General features: G+C 69.4%; 22 protein-coding genes. 12 read left to right on the forward strand and 10 right to left on the reverse strand.

From position 1 onward, the window contains the following. The first annotated feature begins 70 nt into the window (after window positions 1–70). Together allB and alc are read left to right on the forward strand one after the other, a co-directional pair. Window positions 71–1,399 (forward strand): allantoinase AllB, encoded by a 1,329-nt coding sequence (allB, locus tag ACZ63D_RS28020; RefSeq protein ID WP_465357335.1) that lies wholly within the window; start codon window positions 71–73, stop codon window positions 1,397–1,399. A gap of 5 nt (window positions 1,400–1,404) precedes the next feature. Next, a complete protein-coding gene (gene alc, locus ACZ63D_RS28025) occupies window positions 1,405–2,424 on the forward strand; it encodes an allantoicase (RefSeq protein WP_465357336.1) in 1,020 nt (339 codons plus the stop codon). A 97-nt stretch (window positions 2,425–2,521) separates the two neighbouring features. Here alc and ACZ63D_RS28030 read toward each other — a convergent pair whose 3' ends face one another. The 3 genes from ACZ63D_RS28030 to ACZ63D_RS28040 form a co-directional block, all read right to left on the reverse strand. Beyond that, window positions 2,522–4,573, reverse strand: coding sequence for a WXG100 family type VII secretion target (locus tag ACZ63D_RS28030; protein ID WP_465357337.1), 2,052 nt, complete (start codon window positions 4,571–4,573; stop codon window positions 2,522–2,524). After that, on the reverse strand, window positions 4,570–4,902 hold the full coding sequence (locus ACZ63D_RS28035; RefSeq protein ID WP_465357338.1) for a type VII secretion target: 333 nt from the start codon (window positions 4,900–4,902) through the stop codon (window positions 4,570–4,572). The genes ACZ63D_RS28030 and ACZ63D_RS28035 overlap by 4 nt, the downstream gene beginning before the upstream one ends. A gap of 137 nt (window positions 4,903–5,039) precedes the next feature. Next, entirely contained in the window at window positions 5,040–5,216 is a 177-nt protein-coding gene (locus ACZ63D_RS28040; RefSeq protein WP_167441866.1) for a hypothetical protein, read from the reverse strand. Between the two features lie 69 nt (window positions 5,217–5,285). On the opposite strand from ACZ63D_RS28040, the gene ACZ63D_RS28045 reads away from it, so the two are divergent. From ACZ63D_RS28045 to ACZ63D_RS28055, 3 genes are read left to right on the forward strand one after another with little or no spacing between them, the layout of a single operon-like run. Continuing rightward, entirely contained in the window at window positions 5,286–5,450 is a 165-nt protein-coding gene (locus ACZ63D_RS28045; protein ID WP_465357339.1) for a ribbon-helix-helix domain-containing protein, read from the forward strand. A gap of 1 nt (window position 5,451) precedes the next feature. Further along, the gene (locus ACZ63D_RS28050) at window positions 5,452–5,778 is read left to right on the forward strand and encodes a VOC family protein (protein ID WP_465357340.1); all 327 of its coding nucleotides are present in this window, start codon (window positions 5,452–5,454) and stop codon (window positions 5,776–5,778) included. Continuing rightward, window positions 5,775–6,596 (forward strand): class I SAM-dependent methyltransferase, encoded by an 822-nt coding sequence (locus tag ACZ63D_RS28055; protein WP_465357341.1) that lies wholly within the window; start codon window positions 5,775–5,777, stop codon window positions 6,594–6,596. Before ACZ63D_RS28050 ends, ACZ63D_RS28055 begins: the two co-directional genes overlap by 4 nt. On the opposite strand, the gene ACZ63D_RS28060 is transcribed toward ACZ63D_RS28055, so the two are convergent. Genes ACZ63D_RS28060 through ACZ63D_RS28080 form a run of 5 tightly spaced genes read right to left on the reverse strand, consistent with a single transcriptional unit; the run spans window position 6,589 to window position 10,239 of the window. Then, on the reverse strand, window positions 6,589–7,101 hold the full coding sequence (locus ACZ63D_RS28060; RefSeq protein ID WP_465357342.1) for a DUF6228 family protein: 513 nt from the start codon (window positions 7,099–7,101) through the stop codon (window positions 6,589–6,591). The two genes, ACZ63D_RS28055 and ACZ63D_RS28060, sit on opposite strands and share 8 nt — an antisense overlap. A 19-nt stretch (window positions 7,102–7,120) precedes the next feature. Further along, a complete protein-coding gene (locus ACZ63D_RS28065; protein WP_465357343.1) occupies window positions 7,121–7,597 on the reverse strand; it encodes a CoA-binding protein in 477 nt (158 codons plus the stop codon). Next, window positions 7,594–8,880, reverse strand: coding sequence for an O-acetylhomoserine aminocarboxypropyltransferase/cysteine synthase family protein (locus ACZ63D_RS28070; RefSeq protein WP_465357344.1), 1,287 nt, complete (start codon window positions 8,878–8,880; stop codon window positions 7,594–7,596). Before ACZ63D_RS28070 ends, ACZ63D_RS28065 begins: the two co-directional genes overlap by 4 nt. 35 nt (window positions 8,881–8,915) lie before the next feature. Continuing rightward, complete coding sequence (locus ACZ63D_RS28075) at window positions 8,916–9,416, reverse strand: GNAT family N-acetyltransferase (RefSeq protein ID WP_465357345.1); 501 nt, start codon at window positions 9,414–9,416, stop codon at window positions 8,916–8,918. Beyond that, window positions 9,406–10,239 carry a putative RNA methyltransferase gene (locus ACZ63D_RS28080; RefSeq protein ID WP_465357346.1) on the reverse strand — a complete coding sequence of 278 codons (834 nt, stop codon included), beginning with the start codon at window positions 10,237–10,239 and terminating at the stop codon, window positions 9,406–9,408. The genes ACZ63D_RS28075 and ACZ63D_RS28080 overlap by 11 nt, the downstream gene beginning before the upstream one ends. A 174-nt stretch (window positions 10,240–10,413) precedes the next feature. Here ACZ63D_RS28080 and ACZ63D_RS28085 point away from each other — a divergent pair, with 174 nt between their 5' ends. The 4 genes from ACZ63D_RS28085 (at window position 10,414) to ACZ63D_RS28100 (ending at window position 15,151) form a co-directional block, all read left to right on the forward strand. Beyond that, window positions 10,414–11,781, forward strand: a complete 1,368-nt coding sequence (locus ACZ63D_RS28085; protein ID WP_465357347.1) for an ammonium transporter — start codon at window positions 10,414–10,416, stop codon at window positions 11,779–11,781. Then, complete coding sequence (locus tag ACZ63D_RS28090) at window positions 11,778–12,116, forward strand: P-II family nitrogen regulator (RefSeq protein WP_043827775.1); 339 nt, start codon at window positions 11,778–11,780, stop codon at window positions 12,114–12,116. Before ACZ63D_RS28085 ends, ACZ63D_RS28090 begins: the two co-directional genes overlap by 4 nt. 3 nt (window positions 12,117–12,119) lie before the next feature. Further along, window positions 12,120–14,429, forward strand: coding sequence for a [protein-PII] uridylyltransferase (locus ACZ63D_RS28095; protein WP_465357348.1), 2,310 nt, complete (start codon window positions 12,120–12,122; stop codon window positions 14,427–14,429). Between the two features lie 344 nt (window positions 14,430–14,773). After that, window positions 14,774–15,151: a hypothetical protein gene (locus ACZ63D_RS28100; protein WP_409466174.1), complete on the forward strand. Its 378-nt coding sequence runs from the start codon at window positions 14,774–14,776 to the stop codon at window positions 15,149–15,151. Between the two features lie 198 nt (window positions 15,152–15,349). On the opposite strand, the gene ACZ63D_RS28105 is transcribed toward ACZ63D_RS28100, so the two are convergent. Next, window positions 15,350–15,802, reverse strand: a complete 453-nt coding sequence (locus ACZ63D_RS28105) for a MarR family winged helix-turn-helix transcriptional regulator (protein WP_465357349.1) — start codon at window positions 15,800–15,802, stop codon at window positions 15,350–15,352. Window positions 15,803–15,811: 9 nt separating this feature from the next. Next, on the reverse strand, window positions 15,812–17,605 hold the full coding sequence (locus ACZ63D_RS28110; protein WP_465357350.1) for an ABC transporter ATP-binding protein: 1,794 nt from the start codon (window positions 17,603–17,605) through the stop codon (window positions 15,812–15,814). 209 nt (window positions 17,606–17,814) lie between these two features. Between ACZ63D_RS28110 and ffh the strand changes: the two genes are divergently transcribed. Genes ffh through ACZ63D_RS28125 form a run of 3 tightly spaced genes read left to right on the forward strand, consistent with a single transcriptional unit; the run spans window position 17,815 to window position 21,192 of the window. Further along, on the forward strand, window positions 17,815–19,356 hold the full coding sequence (gene ffh / locus ACZ63D_RS28115) for a signal recognition particle protein (protein WP_465357351.1): 1,542 nt from the start codon (window positions 17,815–17,817) through the stop codon (window positions 19,354–19,356). Next, a complete protein-coding gene (locus ACZ63D_RS28120; RefSeq protein WP_465357352.1) occupies window positions 19,353–20,426 on the forward strand; it encodes an amidohydrolase family protein in 1,074 nt (357 codons plus the stop codon). The genes ffh and ACZ63D_RS28120 overlap by 4 nt, the downstream gene beginning before the upstream one ends. A gap of 43 nt (window positions 20,427–20,469) precedes the next feature. After that, on the forward strand, window positions 20,470–21,192 hold the full coding sequence (locus ACZ63D_RS28125; protein WP_465357353.1) for a lysostaphin resistance A-like protein: 723 nt from the start codon (window positions 20,470–20,472) through the stop codon (window positions 21,190–21,192). Window positions 21,193–21,233 lie beyond the last annotated feature (41 nt).

The following is a 21,233-nucleotide window of genomic DNA, read 5'->3' on the forward strand; positions in this document are numbered from 1 at the left end:
CGGGAAGAACGTGTCTAATCTCGGTGAGCGAAAGACTCTTTCCGTAACGTGGAACTGGAGGGTGCCGTCGATGGACCTCGTGGTGCGAGCCGCGCGTGCGGTGACCCCGGCCGGTCTTGGCCCGGCGACGATCGGCGTGCGGGACGGCCGGATCGCCGCGGTCGAGCCCGGTGTCGTCGAGATGCCGGGCACGCGGGTCGTCGACCTGACCGCGGACGAGGTGCTGCTGCCCGGTCTCGTGGACACTCATGTGCACGTCAACGACCCTGGCCGCGCCGAGTGGGAAGGCTTCGAGACCGCGACGCGCGCGGCCGCCGCCGGTGGCGTCACGACCATTGTGGACATGCCGCTCAACAGCCTGCCGCCGACGGTCGACGTGGCCGCGCTGGAGGTCAAGCGCAAGGCGGCGAGCGGCCGGGTGCACGTGGACGTCGGGTTCTGGGGCGGCGCGATTCCGGGCAACGAAGGGGATTTGCGCGGACTGCACGACGAAGGCGTCTTCGGCTTCAAGTGCTTCCTGCTGCACTCCGGCGTCGACGAGTTCCCTCCGCTGGACGCGGCCGGGCTGGAATCCGCGCTGCGCGAGCTGAAGTCGTTCGACGCGCAGATGATCGTGCACGCGGAGGATTCCGAGGCGATCGACGCGGCTCCCGACCCGCACGGCGAGAAGTACCACGACTTCCTCGGTTCCCGCCCGCGCGGCGCGGAAAACCTGGCCATTACGCACGTGATCGAAGCGGCCCGGCGCACCGGGGCCCGTGCGCACATCCTGCATCTGTCCTCTTCGGACGCTCTGCCGCTGATTTCCAGCGCACGCAACGAGGGTGTCGCGCTGTCGGTGGAGACCTGCCCGCACTACCTGTCGTTCGTCGCGGAGGAAATCCGGGACGGGGCAACGCAATTCAAGTGCTGTCCGCCGATCCGTGAAGCGGCGAACCGGGAATTGCTCTGGCAGGGTTTGGCTGACGGTGTGATCGACACGATCGTGAGCGACCATTCGCCGTGCACGCCGGAGCTGAAACGCTTCGACACCGGCGATTTCGGTCTTGCCTGGGGCGGTATTTCCAGTCTGCAGCTCGGCCTGCCCGCGATCTGGACGCAAGCCCGTCAGCGCGGCTTCGGCCTCGAAGACGTCGTGCGGTGGATGGCCGAGCGTCCGGCCGCGCAGGTGGGAATGACGCGCAAGGGCAAACTGGAAGTGGGCTGCGACGCCGATTTCTGCGTTTTCGCGCCGGACGAAGCCTTCGTCGTGGACGTCGCGAAGCTCAAGCACCGCAACCCGGTGAGCGCCTACGACCAGCGTCCGCTGGCCGGCGTCGTGCGCGGCACGTGGCTGCGCGGCGAGCCGGTGACCGGCGACGAACCGAGGGGAACTCTGCTGACCCGGGGCAATTGCTGAAAGAGATGGAGGAGCACGTGTCCGACCGTCCGGAGTGGACTTCCCAGCCCGATCTGGCCTCGCGCCTGTTCGGGGGCACCGTGATGTGGGCGAGCGACGAACTGTTCGCCGAAAAGGAAAACCTGGTCAACCCGTGGCGGCCGGCGCATCGCGCCGAAACGTTCGGACCGAAGGGCCAGGTGTACGACGGCTGGGAGACCCGGCGGCACCGCGAACCCGGCGACGACCACGCCCTGGTCCGCCTCGGTCTCGGCGGCGTGGTGTCCGGGGTAGTGGTGGACACGGCGTTCTTCAAAGGCAACTACCCGCCGTTCGTGTCCGTGGCGGCGACGTCGGTTCCCGGCTATCCGAGCGCGGCCGAACTGCAGGACGCCGACTGGGACGTCCTGGTCGACCACGAACCGGCTGTCGGCGACTCGGAGAACTTCTACAAAGTGACGTCCTCGCGTCGATACACCCACGTGCGCCTCACCCAGCACCCCGACGGCGGCGTCGCGCGACTGCGGGTACACGGTTCGCCGGTGCCCGACCCGGCGTTGCTCGACCCGCGTTCGCTGGACTTGGCCGCGTTGGAGAACGGCGCGGTCGTCACGGGCTGCAGCGACATGTTCTATTCGTCGCCGAACAACATGCTGTCGCCGGGTCTGGCCGCGCACCAGGCGGAGGGCTGGGAAACCGCCCGCCGCCGCGACGACGGCAACGACTGGGCGACAGTCCGGCTGGCGGGCGCGGGCTTGATCCGGTTCGTGGAGCTGGACACCAGCAACCTCAAGGGAAACGCGCCCGGCTGGGCGTCGGTGAGCGGCCGCCTCGACGAGGGCGAGTGGGTGGAACTGTTGCCGCGCACCAGGTTGCAGCCCGACACCCGGCACCGGTTCGCCCTGGCCGAAGACGGCCCCGAGGTCACCGAAATCCGGCTCGACATCTACCCCGACGGCGGCCTCGCCCGCCTGCGGCTGTTCGGCGAGCTGAGCAAACGCGGCCGGGAGGCCCTGACCGCGCGCTTCGCGGAGACGTCGGACTGAGTCCGGTTCCGCCCTAGCCAGCCGCGCTCCGGTCTGGGAAACGTCCGTGCGGGCCACCTTGAGGGAATCAAGGTGGCCCGCATGGCATTTCGGTCCGTTACTCCGTGCCCGCGGGGTCCGGGTGCTCCTGGCGCCACTGCTCGTCCGAGGCCTTCCAGGCTTCCTCGGCCTGCATGTGGATGTCGGTGATCGCCTTGTCGAAGTTGATCGAGTCCTTGCCGACCCAGCCGGCGAAGTTCTTGCTGCTCTTGGCGTCGGCCAGCCCCTTGAGGAAGGGGTACACGTCCGGGTGCGTCTTGAAGTAGTTCTCCGGGCCTTTGACGATGTCCTTCCAGACGTTCTTCCCGCCGGTGTACTTCTGGACCTGGGGGAGGCTGCACATGTTCTCGAGCCAGCTTTCGTGCTTCTTCATCCAGCTGAACTCATACGGCTTGAGCGGGGACTGCGGACCGGACCCGCTCCCGCCGCCCGTGTTGCCCCCGCCGCCACCGGCGCCTTGAGAGTTCTCGTGGTTGCCGCCGCCCGGGTTGTCCTCGTGGTGGTTGTTGCCGCCGGGAGCGTCGTCCTGGTGGTTGTTGCCGCCGGGGGTGTCCTCGTGCGGGTTGTTGTTGCCTGGGGTGTTGTCGTGGTTGTTTCCGCCGGGCGTGTCTTCGTGATGGTTGTTGCCGGGCGTGTTGTCGTGGCCGTTCCCGCCGGGAGTGTCCTCGTGGTGGTTGTTGCCACCTGGGGTGTTGTCGTGGCCGCCGGGGGAGTCTTCGTGGTGGTTGCTCCCGCCCGGGGTGTTGTCGTGGCCGGAGTTGCCGCCCGGCGAGTTCTCGTGGTGGTTGCCCCCGCCGCCCGGGGCGTCCTCGTGCGGGGTGCCGCCCGGGGCGTCGTGCGGGCGGTTGGGCGGGGGGTTGAAGTGCTGGTCCGCGGCCAGCCAGGTGTCGAACGGATCGTCCTCGTGCGGCTGGTTGTTCGGCCGCTCCTCGTGCGGATTGTTGTTCCCGCCCGGGTTGTCCTCGTGGTGGTTGTTCCCGCCGGGAGCGTCGTCGTGGTGGTTGTTGCCACCGGGGGTGTCCTCGTGCGGGTTGTTGCCGCCGGGAGCGGTGTTCTCGTGGTTGTTTCCGCCGGGGGTGTCCTCATGGTGGTTGTTGCCACCGGGGGTGTCTTCGTGGTTCGTGTTGTTGCCCGGCGGATCCTCGTGGTGGTTGTTCCCGCCGGGAGTGTCCTCGTGGTGGTTGTTGCCGCCGGGAGCGTCGTCGTGCGGAGTGTTGTTCCCGCCGTGGCCGCCCTGGCCGCCGGTTCCCCCGCCCCCGCCGCCGTGGTTCCCGGCACCGTGGTTCCCGCCGAGGTCGGCCATCTCGTGGTTGTTCCCGCCACCGTGCGAGCCGCCACCGGCACCGCCGCGCGAGGGCTTCACCTTCTCCGCCAACTGGGCCAGCCGGCTCGCGGTCCGCCCGCCGAGGCCGACCACCCGCGCGATCTTGGACGCCATCGTCAGCGCCAGCGAGATCCCCGACCGGATCACGTTTCCCACCCCGACGACGATCGACGCGCCGAAGGTGAACGCCGCCATCGCGAGCGCGATCAGCATGGTCGCGATGACGTCGCCGAGGAACGTCGTGATCAGGTCGCGGATCAGCGAGCGCACCACGGTGACCAGTGCCATCGTCGTTTCGACGACGTAACCCGCGACGTCGACCGCCTGTCCGGCGCTGTCGATCTGGCCGCGCCGGTCGCTGATGTTCTTCTTGAACGCCTCCGCGCCCTCGCCCTGCCAGTTGACGACCGTCTTCTGCAGCGTGGTGTCGAGGTCCTTCGCCGCGTTGCGCAGGTTCTGGGCGGTCTTGTGCAGTTCCTCGGCCATCTTCTTGATCGACGCGGGGTCGCCGGCGAGCTTGTCGAGGCCTTCTTTGAGGAACGAGATGTGTTCGATCAGCCAGCCGAGTCCGGCCGCGATCAGCTTGCCGAACGGGTCGACGACGAGCGCCGCGGTGTCCGCGATCGCGCCGACGATCGACACGCCGATCTCGACGCCCACCGCGGCCGCGTCGGCTCCGTGCAGGTGCTGGATCTCCTGGATCGACGAGACGACGCTGTGCCAGCTGTCGATGGCTCCCGCGCCGGTGGTGTTGTTCGAATCCGTGATGGGAACGACGACGCTCATTTCACCTGCTCCGGCTTGAACTGGTCGAACGCCTTCGCGAGGTCCTGGTCGCCCTTGCTGTACTGCTCGCTGGCCTGGCGCGTCTTGTCCGCGCTGTCGGTCACGTCCTTCGCGACGCCGTGCAGATTGTCGGAGACGGCCTTCAGCGCGATCCGCGCGGGAATGGCGAGCACCTGCGCGAGCACGACGCCGAACGCGTCGATGTCCCCGCCGTTGGCGTCGTCCACCGCCTTCGCGGATTCGTCCACCGTGGGCACGGTCGTCTTGTCGAGATACTCGCTGAACTTGTGCAGCTCGTCCGTGTGGACGGTGAAGCCGTTCCCTGCCACCAACACTCCTTCGCCTGCCGCGATCGGGCCGCGCCGAGTAGAGCAGCGGCGGCTGAACCGGAGGCGACGTCCGTGCGGACGAAGGTTGAACGAGAGAGCTTCCTGCCCGAGCGTGCGGGCCGGAATGGCCGGACGGGTCAGCCGCGGGCGCTCGGCCGGTTCAGGTAGGCGGAGAAGGACGACAGCAGAGCCGCGACGCCGACGATCGCGGTGACCCACCACGGGCCGCCGGTCACCAGGTTGAACACGAACGCGGCAGCCATCAGGACGGCGGCGATGATGTTCCTGATCTGCAGCCCGGAGGGTTTCGCCATGCCTCCACCTTCTCACGGCGGCCGAGGGAGGGCCTTGTCCGCCGCTGGCTAGATTGCTAGCATCCTAGAATGGCCGGTGAAGAGGTCAAGCAATTCAACGTCTACCTGCCGGTCGAGCTGATCAAGCAGGTGAAGTACCGGGCGATCGAGACCGAGCAGTCACTGTCCGCACTGGTCACCGAGGCCTTGCGGGCCTATCTCGGCACCCCGCCGGAACAACGAGAGGACAGCTGACATGAGCGAAGGCATCACCACGCTCTTCCTGGAGACGCACAACTGGGGCAAGACCGCGAAGTTCCTGCAGCGCGTCGGTTTCAGCCTCGATTTCGAGACCGGCCACAACTCGGGCCAGCTGTCGAACGGCGACGGCGCGCCGGTGTTCGTCGCCGAGGTCCCGGAAAGCCAGGAGCCGCGCATGAGCGTGGTGGTGGCGGTGCCGGACGAATCGGCCGGCGAGGGGCTCGACGTCGTCACCCCGTTCGAGGACACCCACTACGGCACGCGCGAGATGACTGTGCGGGATCCGGACGGCCGGACCTGGGTTCTGCGGGCCCCGAAGTGAGCGAGCCGGACCACACCGCGGTGCGCGTCGCGCTGTGGCGCGCGCTGCACGTGCTCGCCGATCCGCCGCCGCACGCACTGGCCGACGAGATCGGTCTGCGGCTGGCGGATCCCGGCCCGGACTGGCGGTCCCGGCCGGACATGGACCTGGAGTTCACCCGCCGGTTCCGCGCGGGAATCGCGCTGCGCAGCCGGTTCGTCGAGGATCTGGTGCGCGAACGCGGGGTTTCGCAGTACGTCTTGCTCGGCGCGGGGCTGGACACGTTCGCGCAGCGGGAACCGGAGCTGGGCGTGCGGGTGTTCGAGATCGACCAGCCGGGCACGCAGGAGTGGAAGCGGGAACGGCTCGCCGCGCTGGGCCTGCCCGCGCCGTACCGGTTCGTGCCGGTCGACTTCGAATCCGGCGAACAGTGGCCGGAACGCTTGGCCGCCAACGGTTTCGACGTGACGAAGCCCGCGGTAGTGGCGTCGACGGGAGTCAGCATGTACCTGACCCGCGAAGCCAACGCCGCGACCTTGCGCGCGCTCGCCGGGTTCGCGCCGGGCACCGTGGTGGCGATGACGTTCCAGATGCCGGAGGAGTACCTGGCCGAACCTGACCGGGCAGCCCGAGCAGCAGCCATGGAGGGCGCGAAGGCGGCTGGGACGCCGTTCGTCAGCTTCTTCGCACCGGACGAGATGCTGAATTTCGCGCGGGAGTGCGGTTTTCAGGACGTCCAGCACGTCAGCGCGGTCGAGTTGACCAAGCGGTATCTGGCGGATCGTCCGGACGGGCTGGAGGCGGCGGGGGAGGAGTTCCTCGTGGCGACGGTCAGCTGACCTCGGTTTCGCCGTAGTCGACAGGAAACCCTTCGGCGGTAAGGAAAGCGTGGAGCTGGACGGCCAGGTCGTCCTTCTCCGCGCCAGCCTCCATCGTGGTCGTGGCGGCAACCTCCCACTCGCCGTGGACAGAGTGCCGCCACGGCCGCAGCGTCCAGACCAGCTTGACGCGGCCGCCGGAGCTGTAGGTCGCGGAGACGCTCAAGTCGCGGTCGGCGTTGACCCAGCGCCGCTCGCCTTCCCAGCCGCGGAAGTCGAGCTCGTCGAGGAACCGGGCGAGGCCGCGGCCGCTGACGTAGTTGGTGACGTGCTCCAGCCGGGCGTCGAGCCCGGGTGCCTGCACGCGGACGGAGAAGAACAACCGCCGGTCCAGGTGGTGATCGGCGGCGTGCCGTTCCCCGAATCGCACCGAGACCTGGTCGCCGTGGAACACGACTTCGAGATCGTCCAGGCAGGTCATCTCGGTTCCGGACGGCAGCCAGCCGTGCGGGCAGTTCGGGTTCACTTCGCCCAGCGTAGCCGGTTCAGGGCGCGGTTTGCCGCCGGGAACTGATCACCCCGGTGTTGAACCCGGCGAGATGCAACCCGCCCGCGAACCGCGCGTGCTCGATCTTCACGCACCGGTTCATCACCACGTCCAGCCCCGCCTCGCGGGCTCGGTCCGCCACCGGCTCGTGCCACAGGCCGAGCTGGAGCCACAACGTCCGCACTCCCGCCTCGACGACCTCCTCGGCAACCCCGGGGAGGTCGTCGTGCTTGCGGAAGACACTCACCAGATCCAGCTCGCCTGGCACGTCCGCCAGCGACGGGTACACCGGCCGCCCCAGCAACGTGTCGAGCCGCGGGTTCACGAAGGTGACCTCATACCGCGTCGAAGACAGCAGATACGTCGCCACGAAGTAACTCGGCCGTGCCGGATTCGCCGACGCGCCCACGACCGTCACCGACTTGGTGCGCCCCAGGAGACGCCGCCGTTCGACCGCTCCGACCTCGTAACTCACGCCCGCACCGCCTTGTCGAGGGCCTGGTCGAGATCCCACAGCAGATCCTCGACGTCTTCCAGCCCGACCGACAGCCGGATCAAGTCCGCGCCCACGCCCGCCGCGGCGAGCTGGTCCTCGGACAGCTGCGCGTGTGTCGTCGAGGCCGGATGGATCACCAGCGTCCGCGCGTCGCCGACATTCGCCAAGTGCGACAACAACTCCACCGACTCCACGAACTTCTCGCCCGCCGCGCGTCCGCCCTTCACCCCGAACGAAAACACCGCACCCGGCCCCTGCGGCAGATACCGCGCGGCCCGCTCGTGATCCGGGTGAGTCGGCAACCCCGCGTAAGACACCCACGCGACCCGGGGGTCGGCGTTCAGGTGCTCCGCTATCGCCCGCGCGTTGACGACATGCGCGTCCATCCGCTGCGGCAAGGTTTCCACGCCCTGCAACAGCAAAAACGCCGAATGCGGCGACAGTACCGCGCCGATGTCGCGCAACTGCTCCGCGCGCAGCCGCGTGCAAAACGCGTACTCGCCGAAGTTCTCCCAATACTTGAGCCCGCCGTAACTGTCGACAGTCTCGGTCATCCGGGGGAACTTTCCGTTGCCCCAGTTGAAAGTCCCCGCCTCGACGACAATCCCGCCGAGCGTCGTGCCGTGCCCGCCGAGGAACTTCGTGGCCGAGTGCAAGACGATGTCCGCGCCGTGCTCAATGGGACGGCAGAGGTACGGCGTGGCGAGCGTCGCGTCGACCACGAGCGGGATGTCGTGCGAATGCGCGAGATCGGCCAGCCCGGCGAGGTCCGCGATCGCGCCGCTCGGGTTGCCGATCACCTCGGTGTAGATCAGCTTCGTGCGGTCGGTCACCGCTTTGGCGTACTCCTCGGTGCCGCCGTGCACGAACGTCGTCTCGACCCCGAACCGCGCGAGCGTGCCGGTGAGCTGCGTGACCGTCCCGCCGTACAACCCGGCAGCCGACACGATGTGGTCGCCGGCCTCCGCGAGCGCCGAGAAGGTGAGGAACTCCGCGGCCTGCCCGCTGGCCGTCGCGACCCCGCCGATCGCCCCTTCGAGACTCGCGATGCGCTCCTCGAACGCGGCGACGGTCGGATTGCCGATCCGGCTGTAGACGTTCCCGTACTTCTGCAGGGCGAAGAGATTGGCCGCGTCGGCCGCGTCCTCGAACACGAAGCTGGTCGTCTGGTAGATCGGCACCGCCCGAGCCCCGGTCGCCGGGTCAGGAGTGCCGCCGGCGTGCAGGGCGCGGGTGCGGAAGCCCCAGGTGCGTTCGCTCATCGACCGCCACGCTAACCCAGCGCCGGGGGCGGGGGCTATTCCTCCCGGAGAGTGGCCGGGCGGGCGCGCCAGACCACGGCGAGCGCTGGATCTCCACTGGCGTCCGGCTCGATTCGCTCGACCGCGAAGCCCTCTCGCTCGTAGAACGCCCCGGCTCGCTCGTTGGCGGCGAAGTGTTCGATGCGCAGCTGGCTGACGCTGTCCGGCAGCTGGCTGGCGAGGGCGTCGAGCAGCCGTGGCCCCAGACCGCGGCCCCGGTAGTGCGGATGCAGGTAGAGCTTGTAGACGACGTGGTCCGGCCCGCGCTGTCCGACGCCGACGACGCGTCCGCCGGTTTCGGCGACGACAACTCGCCCGTCGGCCACGGCAGAGGCGATGTGCGATTCGTTCCACCACTGGCGGACTTGGCGCTGGGCCGCCGCTTCGCCGATCAGCGGGGTGTAGTGCGGTGGGACGTGCGTCTCGCCAAAACTGCAGATCGCCTCGACGTCGCTCAGCTCGGCTGTACGTACTCGGATCTCTCCCTCACGAAACATCGTCCCGCTTCCGCCACACACTCACCGAAACCGCCAACGTCACCTCCCGCCTCTCCACCGCCTCCAGCCGCTCCCGCCGCCCGTCCCGGTCCAGATGGAATCCCGCGGGCCCCATCGCCACCACATCCCGCACCTGCGCCGCGCTGAACGCCTGAGTCCGGACCACCTCCACCCCGGACTCCCGCGCGAACAACCCGCCCAACGCCGCCTCGAGCCGCTCTTCCTTGCGCGAGTCCACCGCGAGCACCAGGTCGCCCAGTTCCGCGAGATGGCCCGGCAACGGCGACGCCACCACCAGCTTCCCGCCCGGCGCGAGCACCCGGTGGAACTCCGCGGCATTTCGCGGCGAGAACACGTCCAGCACCACCGAAGCCACCCCGTCGCCCACCGGCCATGGCTCCCACAGATTCCACACCGCCGCACCCAGCCGCGGATGCGCCCGCGCGGCCCGTCGCAGCGCGATCGCCGACACGTCCAGCGCCAGTCCGACCGCGTCCGGCGCGTCGTCCAGCACCCGCGAGAGGTAATAACCCGGCCCGGCTCCCGCGTCGATGATCAATCCGGGAGCAGAACCAGCGGCAGCGACGGCCTCGGCCAGCGGTGCGTACGCCCCGGAAGACAAGAACGCCGCCCGCGCGTCCACCATCGGCGCGGTGTCGGCCGTCCCCGCCGGGATGCGCGCGTGCAGCAGATTGACGTAACCCTGCCGGGCCAGATCGAACGCGTGCCGCCGTGCGCAGCGCAGCGTCCGGCCGGTCAGCGAGACCGGCTCCCCGCACACCGAACAACGCAGTGCATCAATCACCCGATCCGGCAAAGACATGTCGGTATTCGACCATGAGGTTGCCTGACCGGACATTTCGCCCCGGGTCCGCGGAAACGTCCCCGTAACAACCACCGCACCGGAGTTCACGCGAGGGAAACGTGAACCGAAGCCTGGTGAAACACCCGCGGCCAACACTTCCTCAGCAGTTGCCCACGGCACGGGAGGACGATTGTGCTGAACGCCGGAGATACCGCCTGGGTGCTGATCAGCGCCGCGCTGGTCATGCTGATGACCCCGGGCCTCGCGTTCTTCTACGGCGGCATGGTCCGCGCGAAGAGCGTTTTGAACATGTTGATGATGAACTTCATCGCACTCGCCATAGTCGGGGTGCTGTGGGTGCTCTTCGGGTTCTCGCTGTCCTTCGGCGACGACGCTTTCGGCGGCCTGGTCGGGAACTTCGACTACGCCGGCCTGTCGGACGCGTTCGGCAAGCTGGTTGGCCTCGCGAGCGCGGGCCCGCCCGCCGTTCCGTGGCCGGGGCCGGACGCGTTGCCGCTGCTCGCGTTCTGCATGTTCCAGCTGATGTTCGCGATCATCACCCCGGCGCTGATTTCCGGTGCCATCGCCGATCGCGCGAAGTTCTGGGGCTGGACGCTTTTCGTGACGATCTGGGTCGTCATCGTGTATTTCCCGGTCGCGCACTGGGTGTTCTCGTTCGACGGTTTCACCGGCAAGGACGCGGTGGGCGGATGGATCGCCAACCAGCTGAAGGCGCTTGACTTCGCCGGCGGCACGGCGGTGCACATCAACGCCGGCGCCGCGGGTCTCGCCCTCGCGCTGGTGCTCGGCAAGCGCAAGGGCTGGCCGAAGGACACCGGCCGTCCGCACAACGTCCCGTTCGTCCTGCTCGGCGCGTCGCTGCTGTGGTTCGGCTGGTACGGCTTCAACGCCGGTTCCGCGCTCGGCGCGAACGACCTGGCGGGCGTCGCCTTCACCAACACCACCGTCGCGACCGCGGCCGCGGTGCTCGGCTGGCTGCTCGTGGAACAGCTCAAGTTCGGCAAGCCGACCACGCTCGGCGCGGCCTCCGGCGCGGTCGCCGGCCTGGTCGCGATCACCCCCGCCTGCGGTTTCGTGAGCCCGCTCGGCTCGATCGCGATCGGCGTGATCGCCGGGGTGCTGTGCGCGCTGGCCATCTCGCTGAAGTTCCGCTTCGGCTTCGACGACTCCCTCGATGTCGTCGGCGTGCACCTCGTCGGCGGTCTGGTCGGCACCATTCTGATCGGGTTCTTCGCCACCAAGAGCGTCAACTCGGCGGGCGCGGACGGCCTGTTCTACGGCGGCGGTCTCAAGCAGCTGGGCATCCAGGTGGTCGCCGCGCTCGCGGTGCTGGGCTACTCGTTCGTGATGACGCTGATCATCGGCTTCGCGATCAAGAAGGCGGGCGGGTTCCGCGTCAGCGTCGAGCACGAGGTCAGCGGCATCGACGAGGGCCAGCACGCGGAGAGCGCCTACGACTTCACCGGCATGGGCGGCCTCGGCCACTCGGCGACGTTCCCGGTCAAGCCCGTCACGAAACTCGAGGAGACCAAGGCATGAAGCTCATCACCGCGATCGTCAAGCCGTTCACGCTCGACGACGTCCGCTCCTCGCTGGAGCAGCTGGGCGTGCTCGGGATGACGGTGAGCGAGGTCCAGGGATACGGCAGGCAGAAGGGCCACACCGAGGTTTACCGGGGAGCCGAATACTCGGTGGATTTCGTGGCCAAGCTCAAGATCGAGGTCGTGGTGGACGATGTCGTAGTCGAGAAGGTCCTCGACGCGGTCACCACCGCCGCGCACACGGGCAAGATCGGCGACGGGAAGGTCTGGGTGACGCCAGTGGAGACGGTGATCCGGGTCCGGACCGGCGAACGCGGCACGGACGCGCTGTAGCCGATGACCGACGGGGGAGAACTCGCCCGAGCCACTGCGCTGCTTCTCGAAGGACGGCACGGAGCGCCCGCACTGCGGACGTCCCTGGTCGATCTGTACGAGTTCTGGCTCGGGAAAGGGGCGGCGGCGGCCGGCGTCGACACCGCGGACCCAGGTGTCGCGCTGGTCGCCGTAGGGGGTTTGGGACGGCGTGAGCTGGTGCCGTGCTCCGATCTCGATTTAGTGTTGCTGCACAACGGAAACAGTCAGGTCGGGGAAATCGCCGACGCGCTGTGGTACCCGCTCTGGGACGCGCGGGTCGGCCTGGACCATTCGGTCCGCACCCCCGGCGAGGCGCTGAAAGTCGCGGCGGAGGATCTGCGCACCGCGCTCGGCCTGCTCGACGCCCGGCACCTGGCCGGCGACCCTGGCCTCACCGAACGCCTCGCCTCCGCCGCCCGCGACCAATGGCGGCGCACAGCCCGCAAACGCCTGCCGGAGCTGGCCGAATCCGTCCACACGCGGTGGCGGCGCAGCGGCGAGATCGCCCAGTCCGCCGAGCCGGATCTCAAACACGGCCGAGGCGGCCTCCGCGACTTCGGCGTGCTGGAAGCCCTCGCGGCGGGCCAGCTCACCGCGCGGCCGGGCGAAGAACTGCTGGCAGCCAAGCAACTCCTGCTCGACGTCCGCACGGAACTGCGCCGAGAGTCGCGTCGCGAACGCGACATCCTCGGTGCCGCCGACGCCGACGTCGTAGCGCACGAACTGGAACTGGGCGACCGATTCACCCTGGCCCGCAAGCTTTCCGGCGCGGGCCGGACCATCGCGTACGCCGTCGATGTCGCCCTGCGGTCCACTGTGGAACAACCACGCCCACGCTTCGGCCGACGCCCAGTCCGCCGCCCGCTGGCCGAAGGCGTCGTGCTGCACGGCGACGAAGTCGCTCTGGCCCGCGACGCGCTCCCCGCGCGGGATCCAGCCCTCCTGCTTCGCGCCGCGGCCGCCTCCGCTCGCACGCGAAAGCCCATCTCGCCAGGCACTTTGCGCACCCTCGCCGAATCCGCGCCCGAACTGCGCGAACCGTGGCCGGAGGACGCCCGCAACGCCCTCGTCGACCTGCTGGGCGCGGGGGAAGGCCTGGTCGACGCCGTGGAAGCACTCGACCGCACCGGCCTGTGGGCCAGGCTGTTCCCGGAATGGGGTTCCGTACGCGACCTGCCGCCGCGCTCGCCCGTGCACCAGTGGACCGTCGACCGGCACCTGGTCCAGGCGTGCGTCGAAGCGGCGAAACTGACCACCACCGTGTCCCGGCCGGACTTGCTGCTGATCGGCGCGCTGCTGCACGACATCGGCAAGGGCCGCGACGTCGACCACTCCGAACTGGGCGCGAAGATCTCCGCCTCGGTAGCGCAACGCCTGGGCCTGCCACCCGCGGACGTCGCGACGGTCTCAGCGATGGTCCGCCACCACCTGCTGCTCCCGCACACCGCGACCAGACGCGACATCGGCGACCCCGCGACCATCTCGCGCGTGGTGAAAACCCTGGACCGCGACGTCGTCCTGCTGGAACTCCTGCACGCCCTCACCCGCGCCGATTCGCTGGCCACCGGCCCCGGCGTCTGGACCGACTGGAAGGATCGCCTGCTGGCCGAACTGGTCAGCGGCTGCGAGGAAGCCGTGCACGGCAAGGGTTTCACTCCACCTGAGCCGCTGGACGACGAGCAACGCGAACTGGTCGCCGAAGCCGCCCGAACCGGCGTCGGCCAAATCCGAATCTCCGCACACGGCAAGGTCGTCACGGTCTTGCTGGCCGTGCCCGCGGATCGCGAACTGCTGGCCCCCGCGGCCGGAGTGCTGGCCCTGAACTCCCTGGAAGTCCACTCCGCGATCCTGCGCGAACACTCCGGCCGCGGCCGCGCAGGCGTCTTCACCGCGTCGCCGAAGTTCGGCTCGCTGCCGGACCCCGCGCTGCTGCGGGAACAGTTCGCCCGCGCAGTCGCCGGCACACTGCCCCTCACCCAACGCCTGGCCGCGAAAGAACGCGACTACGCCACCGCGTCCCCCGTCGTGGTCAAACCCGTCGTGCGCTGGTTCGACGACGAAACCAGCGGCCCCGACGCCGTAGTGCTGGAACTACGCGCCGCCGACCGAATCGGCCTGCTCTTCCGCGTGGCCAGCGCCCTGCGCCGCGCCGAAGCAGACGTCCACTGGGCAAAAGCCGCCACCCTGGGCGGCGCCGTAGTCGACTCCTTCGCCCTCTCCCCCCGCTCCGGCCACGTCACCCCCCAGTGGCGAACCACCATCACCGACGCCGTCCTCACCGCCGTCTCCTAGCCCTCCGTGAAGGGCACCTTCACGACAACCACCACCCACCCAACCCGCACCCACGCACCCCCACCGATCCAGGCACCCAGCCTTGGCCCTGCACCCCGATACGAAGCCTCCCTGCGGTCTGAGGGTGCTTGTCAAGGCATCTTTCCCGCCTTGACAAGCACCCTCAGACCGTCAGCACAATCAAGCTTCGGGGTGCCCCCACGCAACCCTCTTTTCCAGACCCAACCTCCGCCCAGACGAACGACCATTCCGCCATCCGGGCTCACCCATCCGGGGTGTCGGAAGCGAAAACCCCGCTCCCGATGGCAGGATGGCAAGTCCGACCAAGGGGCGAGGTGAACGCGGTGCGAGGTCACGAGAACCTGCCCGAGCTCTCCCTGCCCCCGACAGTCGTGGCCGGGCATCTCCGCACCTGCGCCGAAGAACTCTCCGCCCTGCTCCGCGGCGACGGCTCCGCCGCCACCCTCGGCGAGCTGTCCGAGGTGGTCACCCAGCTCGTCGCGGGCCAGCACGCGCTGTCCCACGCACTGGCGGGTCTCGCCGGCCGCATGGACGTCCGCAATCCCGCGCTCGCGACCGTCTCCCCGTCCGAGGTCGAGGTGCTCACCGAGGTCCTCCAGGCCGCCGCCTGCGCGGTGAGCTGCTCAGCCGAGGAACTCTCCGACGCCGAACCGCTCTTCGAGTTCACGAGCGACTCCGCGGGGCCCGACACCCGCGTTTGAGTAGTTCTACTCAGCCCCGATTGAGGGACTTCACGCTGCCGCGCGCCCGGTCCTGGACGGCAGACTTCTCGCCAACGCCGGGTGGTCGAGGGGGAACCGCTCCGCGTGCCTGCGGCGGAAGTCTCCCGGGGAGGTGAGCTCTTCCGCCATGGTTCCGGGGACGGCCGTGGGGAGCGGCCGCCCCGGAACTCCCAGGTCTCAGGAGTCCGCGAGCCGCGTCAGCAGCCCGGCGGCGAGCCGGAGCAGTTCCTGTTCGGTGGGGCTCAGCGTCCGGTCGAGGGCCGCCGCCAGCCATTTCTCCCGCGCGATCGAGTACTCGCGCAGCACCCGCAGCCCAGCCGGGGTGACGTCGATCAGCGACCGCCGCCCGTCCGCCGGATCGGGGGTGCGCGTGATCCATTCGCGTTCGGCCAGCGAGGCCAGGATCCGCGTGAGCGACTGCGGATGCATCCGCTCGGCCTCGGCCAGTTCGCTCGGTGTGTGCGTGCCGCCCCGGTACAGCCGCGAAAGCACCGCCAGCACAGCCGGTCCCGGAGCGGGCGCGTCCGCCTCGGCGCGCATCCGCCAGTTCAACCGTCCGACGCCCTCGCGCACCGCCCGCGCCAGCGCCGCCAGCTCGTCGGCCCGGTGCACGTCGGATTCGGTCTCCATACCGCCAGATTAGGCGGTTTCCCCACGCACCAACGCGGCGTACCTTCCGTCCAGCGCCAGCAGCTCCGCATGCGTGCCCCGCTCGACGATCCGCCCGCCGTCCAGCACCGCGATCTGATCCGCGTGCTCCACAGTGGACAGCCGATGCGCGATCGCGATCGTCGTGCGGCCCGCGGCGAGTCGGTCCAGTTCCGCCTGCACCGCCCGCTCCGTCCGGTTGTCCAGTGAACTCGTCGCCTCGTCCAGGATCAGCACCGGCGGATTGCGCAGCAGGATCCGCGCGATCGCCATCCGCTGCTTCTCCCCGCCGGAAAACCGATAACCGCGTTCCCCGACCACCGTGTCGTACCCGTCCGGCAGCGCGGCCAGCGTGTCGTGGATATGTGCGGCTTTAGCGGCGTTCTCCAACTCCTCGTCAGTGGCGTCCGGTTTCGCGAACCGCAGGTTCTCCCGCACCGACGCGTGAAACAGGTACGTCTCCTGCGACACCAGCCCGACCCCGGCGGCCAGCGACGCGAGCGTGACCTCCCGGACGTCCGTCCCGTCCACGCACACCTTTCCCTCGGTCGCCTCGTACAACCGAGCGACCAGATAGGCGAGCGTCGTCTTCCCGGAACCCGTCGACCCGACCAGCGCCGTCGTAGTCCCGGCAGGCACGTCGAGATCGATGTCCCGCAACGTCCACGGCCCCTCTTCGTCGTAGCGAAACGACACCCCGCGCATCGAAACCGCTCCGCCGCTGAGGACCAATTCACGCGCGCCCGGCCGGTCGTCGATCTCCACCGGCAGATCGAGCACCTCGAAGATCCGCCCGAACAAAGCCTTCGCCGACGCGACGTTCTGGCCCACCGTCTGCATCGCCGTCGCCGGGGCGAGCAGCCGGTTCAACATGCTGGTGAAAGCCACGACCGTGCCCAGCGAGATCGGTGCCGCGCCACCGGCGAGCTCCAGCCCGGCCGCCCAGTAGACCAGCGCTGGGATGATCGTCAGGCTCATCGTCCGCGCCGCCCGCTGCCACCGCCCGGCCAGCGCGGCACTGCGCTCCAGCGCCGCGACCTCGCGCGATTCCTCGGCGAACCGGTCGCGCATCAGCTTCGCGTTGCCCATCGTCTTGGCCAGCAGCACGCCGGTGACCGACAGCGATTCCTCGACGATCGTGGTCAGCCGCGCCATCCGCCGCGTCCGGCCGCGGGCGAGCTTGCGCTGCTTGCCGCCGAGCCGAAGCGTGAACAGCAGGAACAACGGCACGACGACCAGCGACAACAGTGCCAGCTGCCAGTCCATGACCAGGATCGCCACCGCGATCGCCAGCGCCGTGGTGCCGTTCTGCACGATCGACGCGGCGGTCCCGGTCACGACGTTGTCCACGCCGCCGATGTCGTTGAACACCCGCGACAGCACCTCGCCGGTCTTGGTCCGGGTGTAGAAGCCCAGCGACATCCGCTGCAGATGGCTGTACACCGCCACCCGCAGTTCGTTCATCACCCGCTGGCCGATGGTGTTGGACAGCCCGGTCGTCCGCACGCTCAGCGCGCCGGACCCGAGCGCGGCGGCGATCATCCCGGCGGCCAGCAGGCTCACCAGCAGGGCGTCGCGGTGCGGGAGCGCGTCGTCCAGCATCTCCCGGAGCAGGAACGGCGAGGTGACGCCCAGCCCGGCCTGCACGACCAGTAGCGCGCACAGCCCGGCCAGCGCTCGCCGGTGCGGCCGGAACAGGCCCGCGATACGCCGGAACGGCACCTGTTCGTCCTCGTCCCCTGCCGGTTCGGCGAGCGTCGGACGCCGGGCAACAGCTGATGTCATACGCCTATGTTTACTTAATTGGCGCGCCTGGTCGAGCAGTTTTCGCGTGGTTGAGCTGTTGTCGCTCAGTCAGTTATTACGCGGTCGAGTAGTACCCTTCCCGTACCCGTGAAGGCCGGGCGGCCGGGGCGGCTACCCTCGGAAGATGCCGGGGGTGCCGAGCACCGCCCGGCACGCGAACTTTCGACCCAGCTGGAGCGTGCACCCCCGTGTTCGACACCCTCTCCGATCGGCTCACCTCGGCCCTGCAGTCGCTCTCGCGCAAGGGCCGGCTGTCCGACGCCGACATCGACGCCACCGCGCGCGAGATCCGCATCGCGCTGCTGGAAGCGGACGTCGCGCTCCCGGTGGTCAAGGCGTTCATCGCGAAGATCAAGGACCGGGCGAAGGGCGCCGAGGTCTCCCAGGCGCTGAACCCGGCGCAGCAGGTCGTCAAGATCGTCAACGAGGAACTCGTCGGGATCCTCGGCGGCGAGACGCGGCGGCTGAACCTGGCGAAGAACCCGCCGTCGGTGATCATGCTCGCCGGTCTCCAGGGCGCCGGTAAAACGACGCTCGCCGGGAAGCTGGCGATGTGGCTCAAGAAGCAGGGCCACGCGCCGATGCTGGTCGCTTGCGACCTCCAGCGGCCGAACGCGGTCACCCAGCTGCAGGTCGTCGGCGAGCGCGCGGGCGTCACCACGTTCGCGCCGGAGCCGGGCAACGGCGTCGGCGACCCGGTCGACGTCGCCCGCCGCGCGATCGAAGAGGCCAAGCACGCGCAGCACGACATCGTCGTGGTCGACACCGCGGGTCGCCTCGGTGTCGACGAAGAGCTGATGAAGCAGGCCGCGGACATCCGCGAGGCCGTGCAGCCCGACGAAGTCCTGTTCGTGGTCGACGCCATGATCGGTCAGGACGCGGTCACCACGGCCGAGGCGTTCCGCGACGGCGTCGGCTTCACCGGCGTGGTGCTCACGAAGCTCGACGGCGACGCCCGCGGTGGCGCCGCGCTGTCCGTCCGCGAGGTCACCGGCCAGCCGATCCTCTTCGCGTCCAACGGCGAGAAGCTCGAGGACTTCGATACGTTCCACCCGGACCGGATGGCCTCGCGCATCCTGGGCATGGGCGACGTGCTGACCCTGATCGAGCAGGCCGAGCAGCACTTCGACCAGGAGCAGGCCGAACAGGCCGCGCAGAAGCTCACCAGCGGGCAGCTCACGCTGGAGGACTTCCTCGAGCAGATGCTCGCCGTGCGCAAGATGGGCCCGATCGGCAACCTGCTCGGCATGCTGCCCGGCGCGGGCCAGATGAAAGACCAGCTCGCCGCGGTCGACGACAAGCAGCTCGACCGGCTGCAGGCGATCATCCGCGGTATGACGCCCGCCGAGCGGGCCGACCCGAAGATCATCAACGGCTCGCGCCGGCTGCGCATCGCCAACGGCTCCGGCGTAACCGTCCGCGAGGTGAACGACCTGGTCAACCGGTTCTTCGAGGCGCGCAAGATGATGGCGCAGATGGCCGGCCGGTTCGGCTTCGGCGGAGGCGGCGGGAGCAAGAACCGCAAGGGCAAGAAGGGGAAGAAGGGCAAGGGCCGCGGCCCCACGCAGCCGAAGATGCGCGGCGGGCTGCCCGGCGGCATGCCGATGCTTCCCCCCGGCGGCGGAATGCCCGGCGGGATGCCGGACCTGTCGCAGCTCGGCGGCATGAACGACGTGCCCGGTTTCGACCCGTCCAAGTTCAAGCTGCCGAAGGACCCGAAGAACAATTGAGCCCGCTGCACCTGTCCGGCACCGTCCTGCCCGACGGCGAACCGCGTGACCTCTGGATCCACGACGGAAAGCTGTCGTTCGAGCCGGTTCCCGGCGCGGAAACGCTGTCAGCCGGCGGATTCGTGGTCCCGGGGCTCGTCGACGCGCACTGCCATCCGGGCCTCGGCCCGAGCGGCGGGCTGTCGGTGGAGGCGGCGGCGGACCAGGCCGCGACCGACCGCGACGCGGGCACGCTGCTGATCCGCGACTGCGGCCTGCCGCTCGACGTCCGGCCGCTGCAATCGCGGGCCGACCTGCCGACGATCATCCGCTGCGGACGCCATCTGGCGCTGCCGAAGCGGTACATCCCCGGGTTCGCGATCGAACTGGACGACCCGGCGCTGCTGCCCGAAGCGGTCGCCGAACAAGCCCGCGACGGCGACGGCTGGGTGAAGCTCGTCGGCGACTGGATCGACCGCGGCCAAGGCGACCTCGCGCCGCTGTGGCCGGACGACGTGCTTGCCGAAGCCATCCGCGTCGCCCACGACCTCGGCGCACGCGTAACGGCACACGTCTTCGGCGAAGCGGCGTTGCCAGGCTTGATCGGCGCGGGCATCGACTGTCTCGAACACGGCACCGCGCTGTCGCCAGACCAGCTCGCCGAACTCGCGCGCCGCGACGTCGCGTTGGTGCCCACGCTCATCAACATCGAGAACTTCCCCGGCATCGCGGACAAGGCGGGCAAGTACCCGACGTACGCGGCCCACATGCGCGCGCTGCACGCCGGTGTCGCCGACATGGTGTCCTCGGCGGTCGAAGCGGGCGTACGCGTCTTCGCGGGTACGGACGCGGGCGGCATGGTCGCGCACGGCCGTATCGCCGACGAGGTCGAAGCGCTCCATCGCGCGGGGATGTCGCGTACGCAGGCTCTCGCGAGCGCGTCGTGGGAAGCGCGCGAATGGCTGGGCCACCCCGGCATCGAGCACGGCGCCCCGGCCGACCTGATCGTTTACGCCGACGACCCGCGCGCCGATCTCGCCGCGTTGCACCACCCGACCCACATCGTGTTGGGCGGCACCGTCTTCCACTGACCCCGCCTCGATCCGCCACAGCACAAGCACATAGCGTGAACCCGTGGCCGAAGACGGTGGGGGAAAGCGAATTCTGGGCGCCCATTGGGCCTTTGCCGCGTTCTTCTTCGGAGTCGCCGGCTACTACCTCGTCACCCTCCTCACCGCGGCCGCGTTCAACCGGCACGTCGGCGAGGACGACCCGGTCGAGACGTTCGCGGGACCGTTGCTGCTGCTGGCCTTCCTGCCGAACGTGGTGCTCGGCCTCGGCCCGGCGATCGCCTCGCTGCGCTACGGCTCCGGCCTCGAACGCGACTTCGGGCTCCGCACCCGCGGCCGCGACCTCCGCATCGGCCTCGCTTGCGGCCTGCTCGCGCTCATCGTCGGGTACGTGCTGAACGCCGCCGAGATCGCCGTCTTCGGCGGCGACGAGGTGTCCGACAGCCCGCTCACCGACCTGCCCGACGTGTCCGGCGGCAGCCGGGTCTGGCTCATCGCGACCGCGCTGGTGCTCGTGATCGCCGTCCCGCTCACCGAGGAACTGCTGCTGCGCGGCGCGCTGTGGAACGCCCTGCTGCACTACAAGATCCCGCCGTGGGTGGTGCTCGTTCTCACCTCCCTGCTGTTCGCGCTGCTGCACGGCGAGACCACGCGCACGATCGCGCTGTTCGGCCAGGGCCTCGTCCTCGGGCTGGCGCGGCACTACTCCGGCCGGACCTCGGCGAGCGTGCTCGCGCACGCGGCCAACAACCTGCCGCCCGCCGTCCTGCTGTTCACCGGGCACTGAGTTTCCCGGAGAAGTCCCCCGGAAAGGCGGAAACCGGTGAC

Source organism: Amycolatopsis sp. NPDC104775, assembly GCF_055583325.1.

Excerpts from the sequence above, each read along its gene's own strand:
- allB (WP_465357335.1), top strand. The coding sequence starts at position 71 with ATGGACCTCGTGGTGCGAGCCGCGCGTGCGGTGACCCCGGCCGGTCTT.
- alc (WP_465357336.1), top strand. The coding sequence starts at position 1,405 with ATGGAGGAGCACGTGTCCGACCGTCCGGAGTGGACTTCCCAGCCCGAT.
- ACZ63D_RS28030 (WP_465357337.1), bottom strand. The coding sequence starts at position 4,573 with ATGAGCGTCGTCGTTCCCATCACGGATTCGAACAACACCACCGGCGCG.
- ACZ63D_RS28040 (WP_167441866.1), bottom strand. The coding sequence starts at position 5,216 with ATGGCGAAACCCTCCGGGCTGCAGATCAGGAACATCATCGCCGCCGTC.
- ACZ63D_RS28045 (WP_465357339.1), top strand. The coding sequence starts at position 5,286 with ATGGCCGGTGAAGAGGTCAAGCAATTCAACGTCTACCTGCCGGTCGAG.
- ACZ63D_RS28050 (WP_465357340.1), top strand. The coding sequence starts at position 5,452 with ATGAGCGAAGGCATCACCACGCTCTTCCTGGAGACGCACAACTGGGGC.
- ACZ63D_RS28070 (WP_465357344.1), bottom strand. The coding sequence starts at position 8,880 with ATGAGCGAACGCACCTGGGGCTTCCGCACCCGCGCCCTGCACGCCGGC.
- ACZ63D_RS28075 (WP_465357345.1), bottom strand. The coding sequence starts at position 9,416 with ATGTTTCGTGAGGGAGAGATCCGAGTACGTACAGCCGAGCTGAGCGAC.
- ACZ63D_RS28080 (WP_465357346.1), bottom strand. The coding sequence starts at position 10,239 with ATGTCTTTGCCGGATCGGGTGATTGATGCACTGCGTTGTTCGGTGTGC.
- ACZ63D_RS28090 (WP_043827775.1), top strand. The coding sequence starts at position 11,778 with ATGAAGCTCATCACCGCGATCGTCAAGCCGTTCACGCTCGACGACGTC.
- ACZ63D_RS28095 (WP_465357348.1), top strand. The coding sequence starts at position 12,120 with ATGACCGACGGGGGAGAACTCGCCCGAGCCACTGCGCTGCTTCTCGAA.
- ACZ63D_RS28105 (WP_465357349.1), bottom strand. The coding sequence starts at position 15,802 with ATGGAGACCGAATCCGACGTGCACCGGGCCGACGAGCTGGCGGCGCTG.
- ACZ63D_RS28110 (WP_465357350.1), bottom strand. The coding sequence starts at position 17,605 with ATGACATCAGCTGTTGCCCGGCGTCCGACGCTCGCCGAACCGGCAGGG.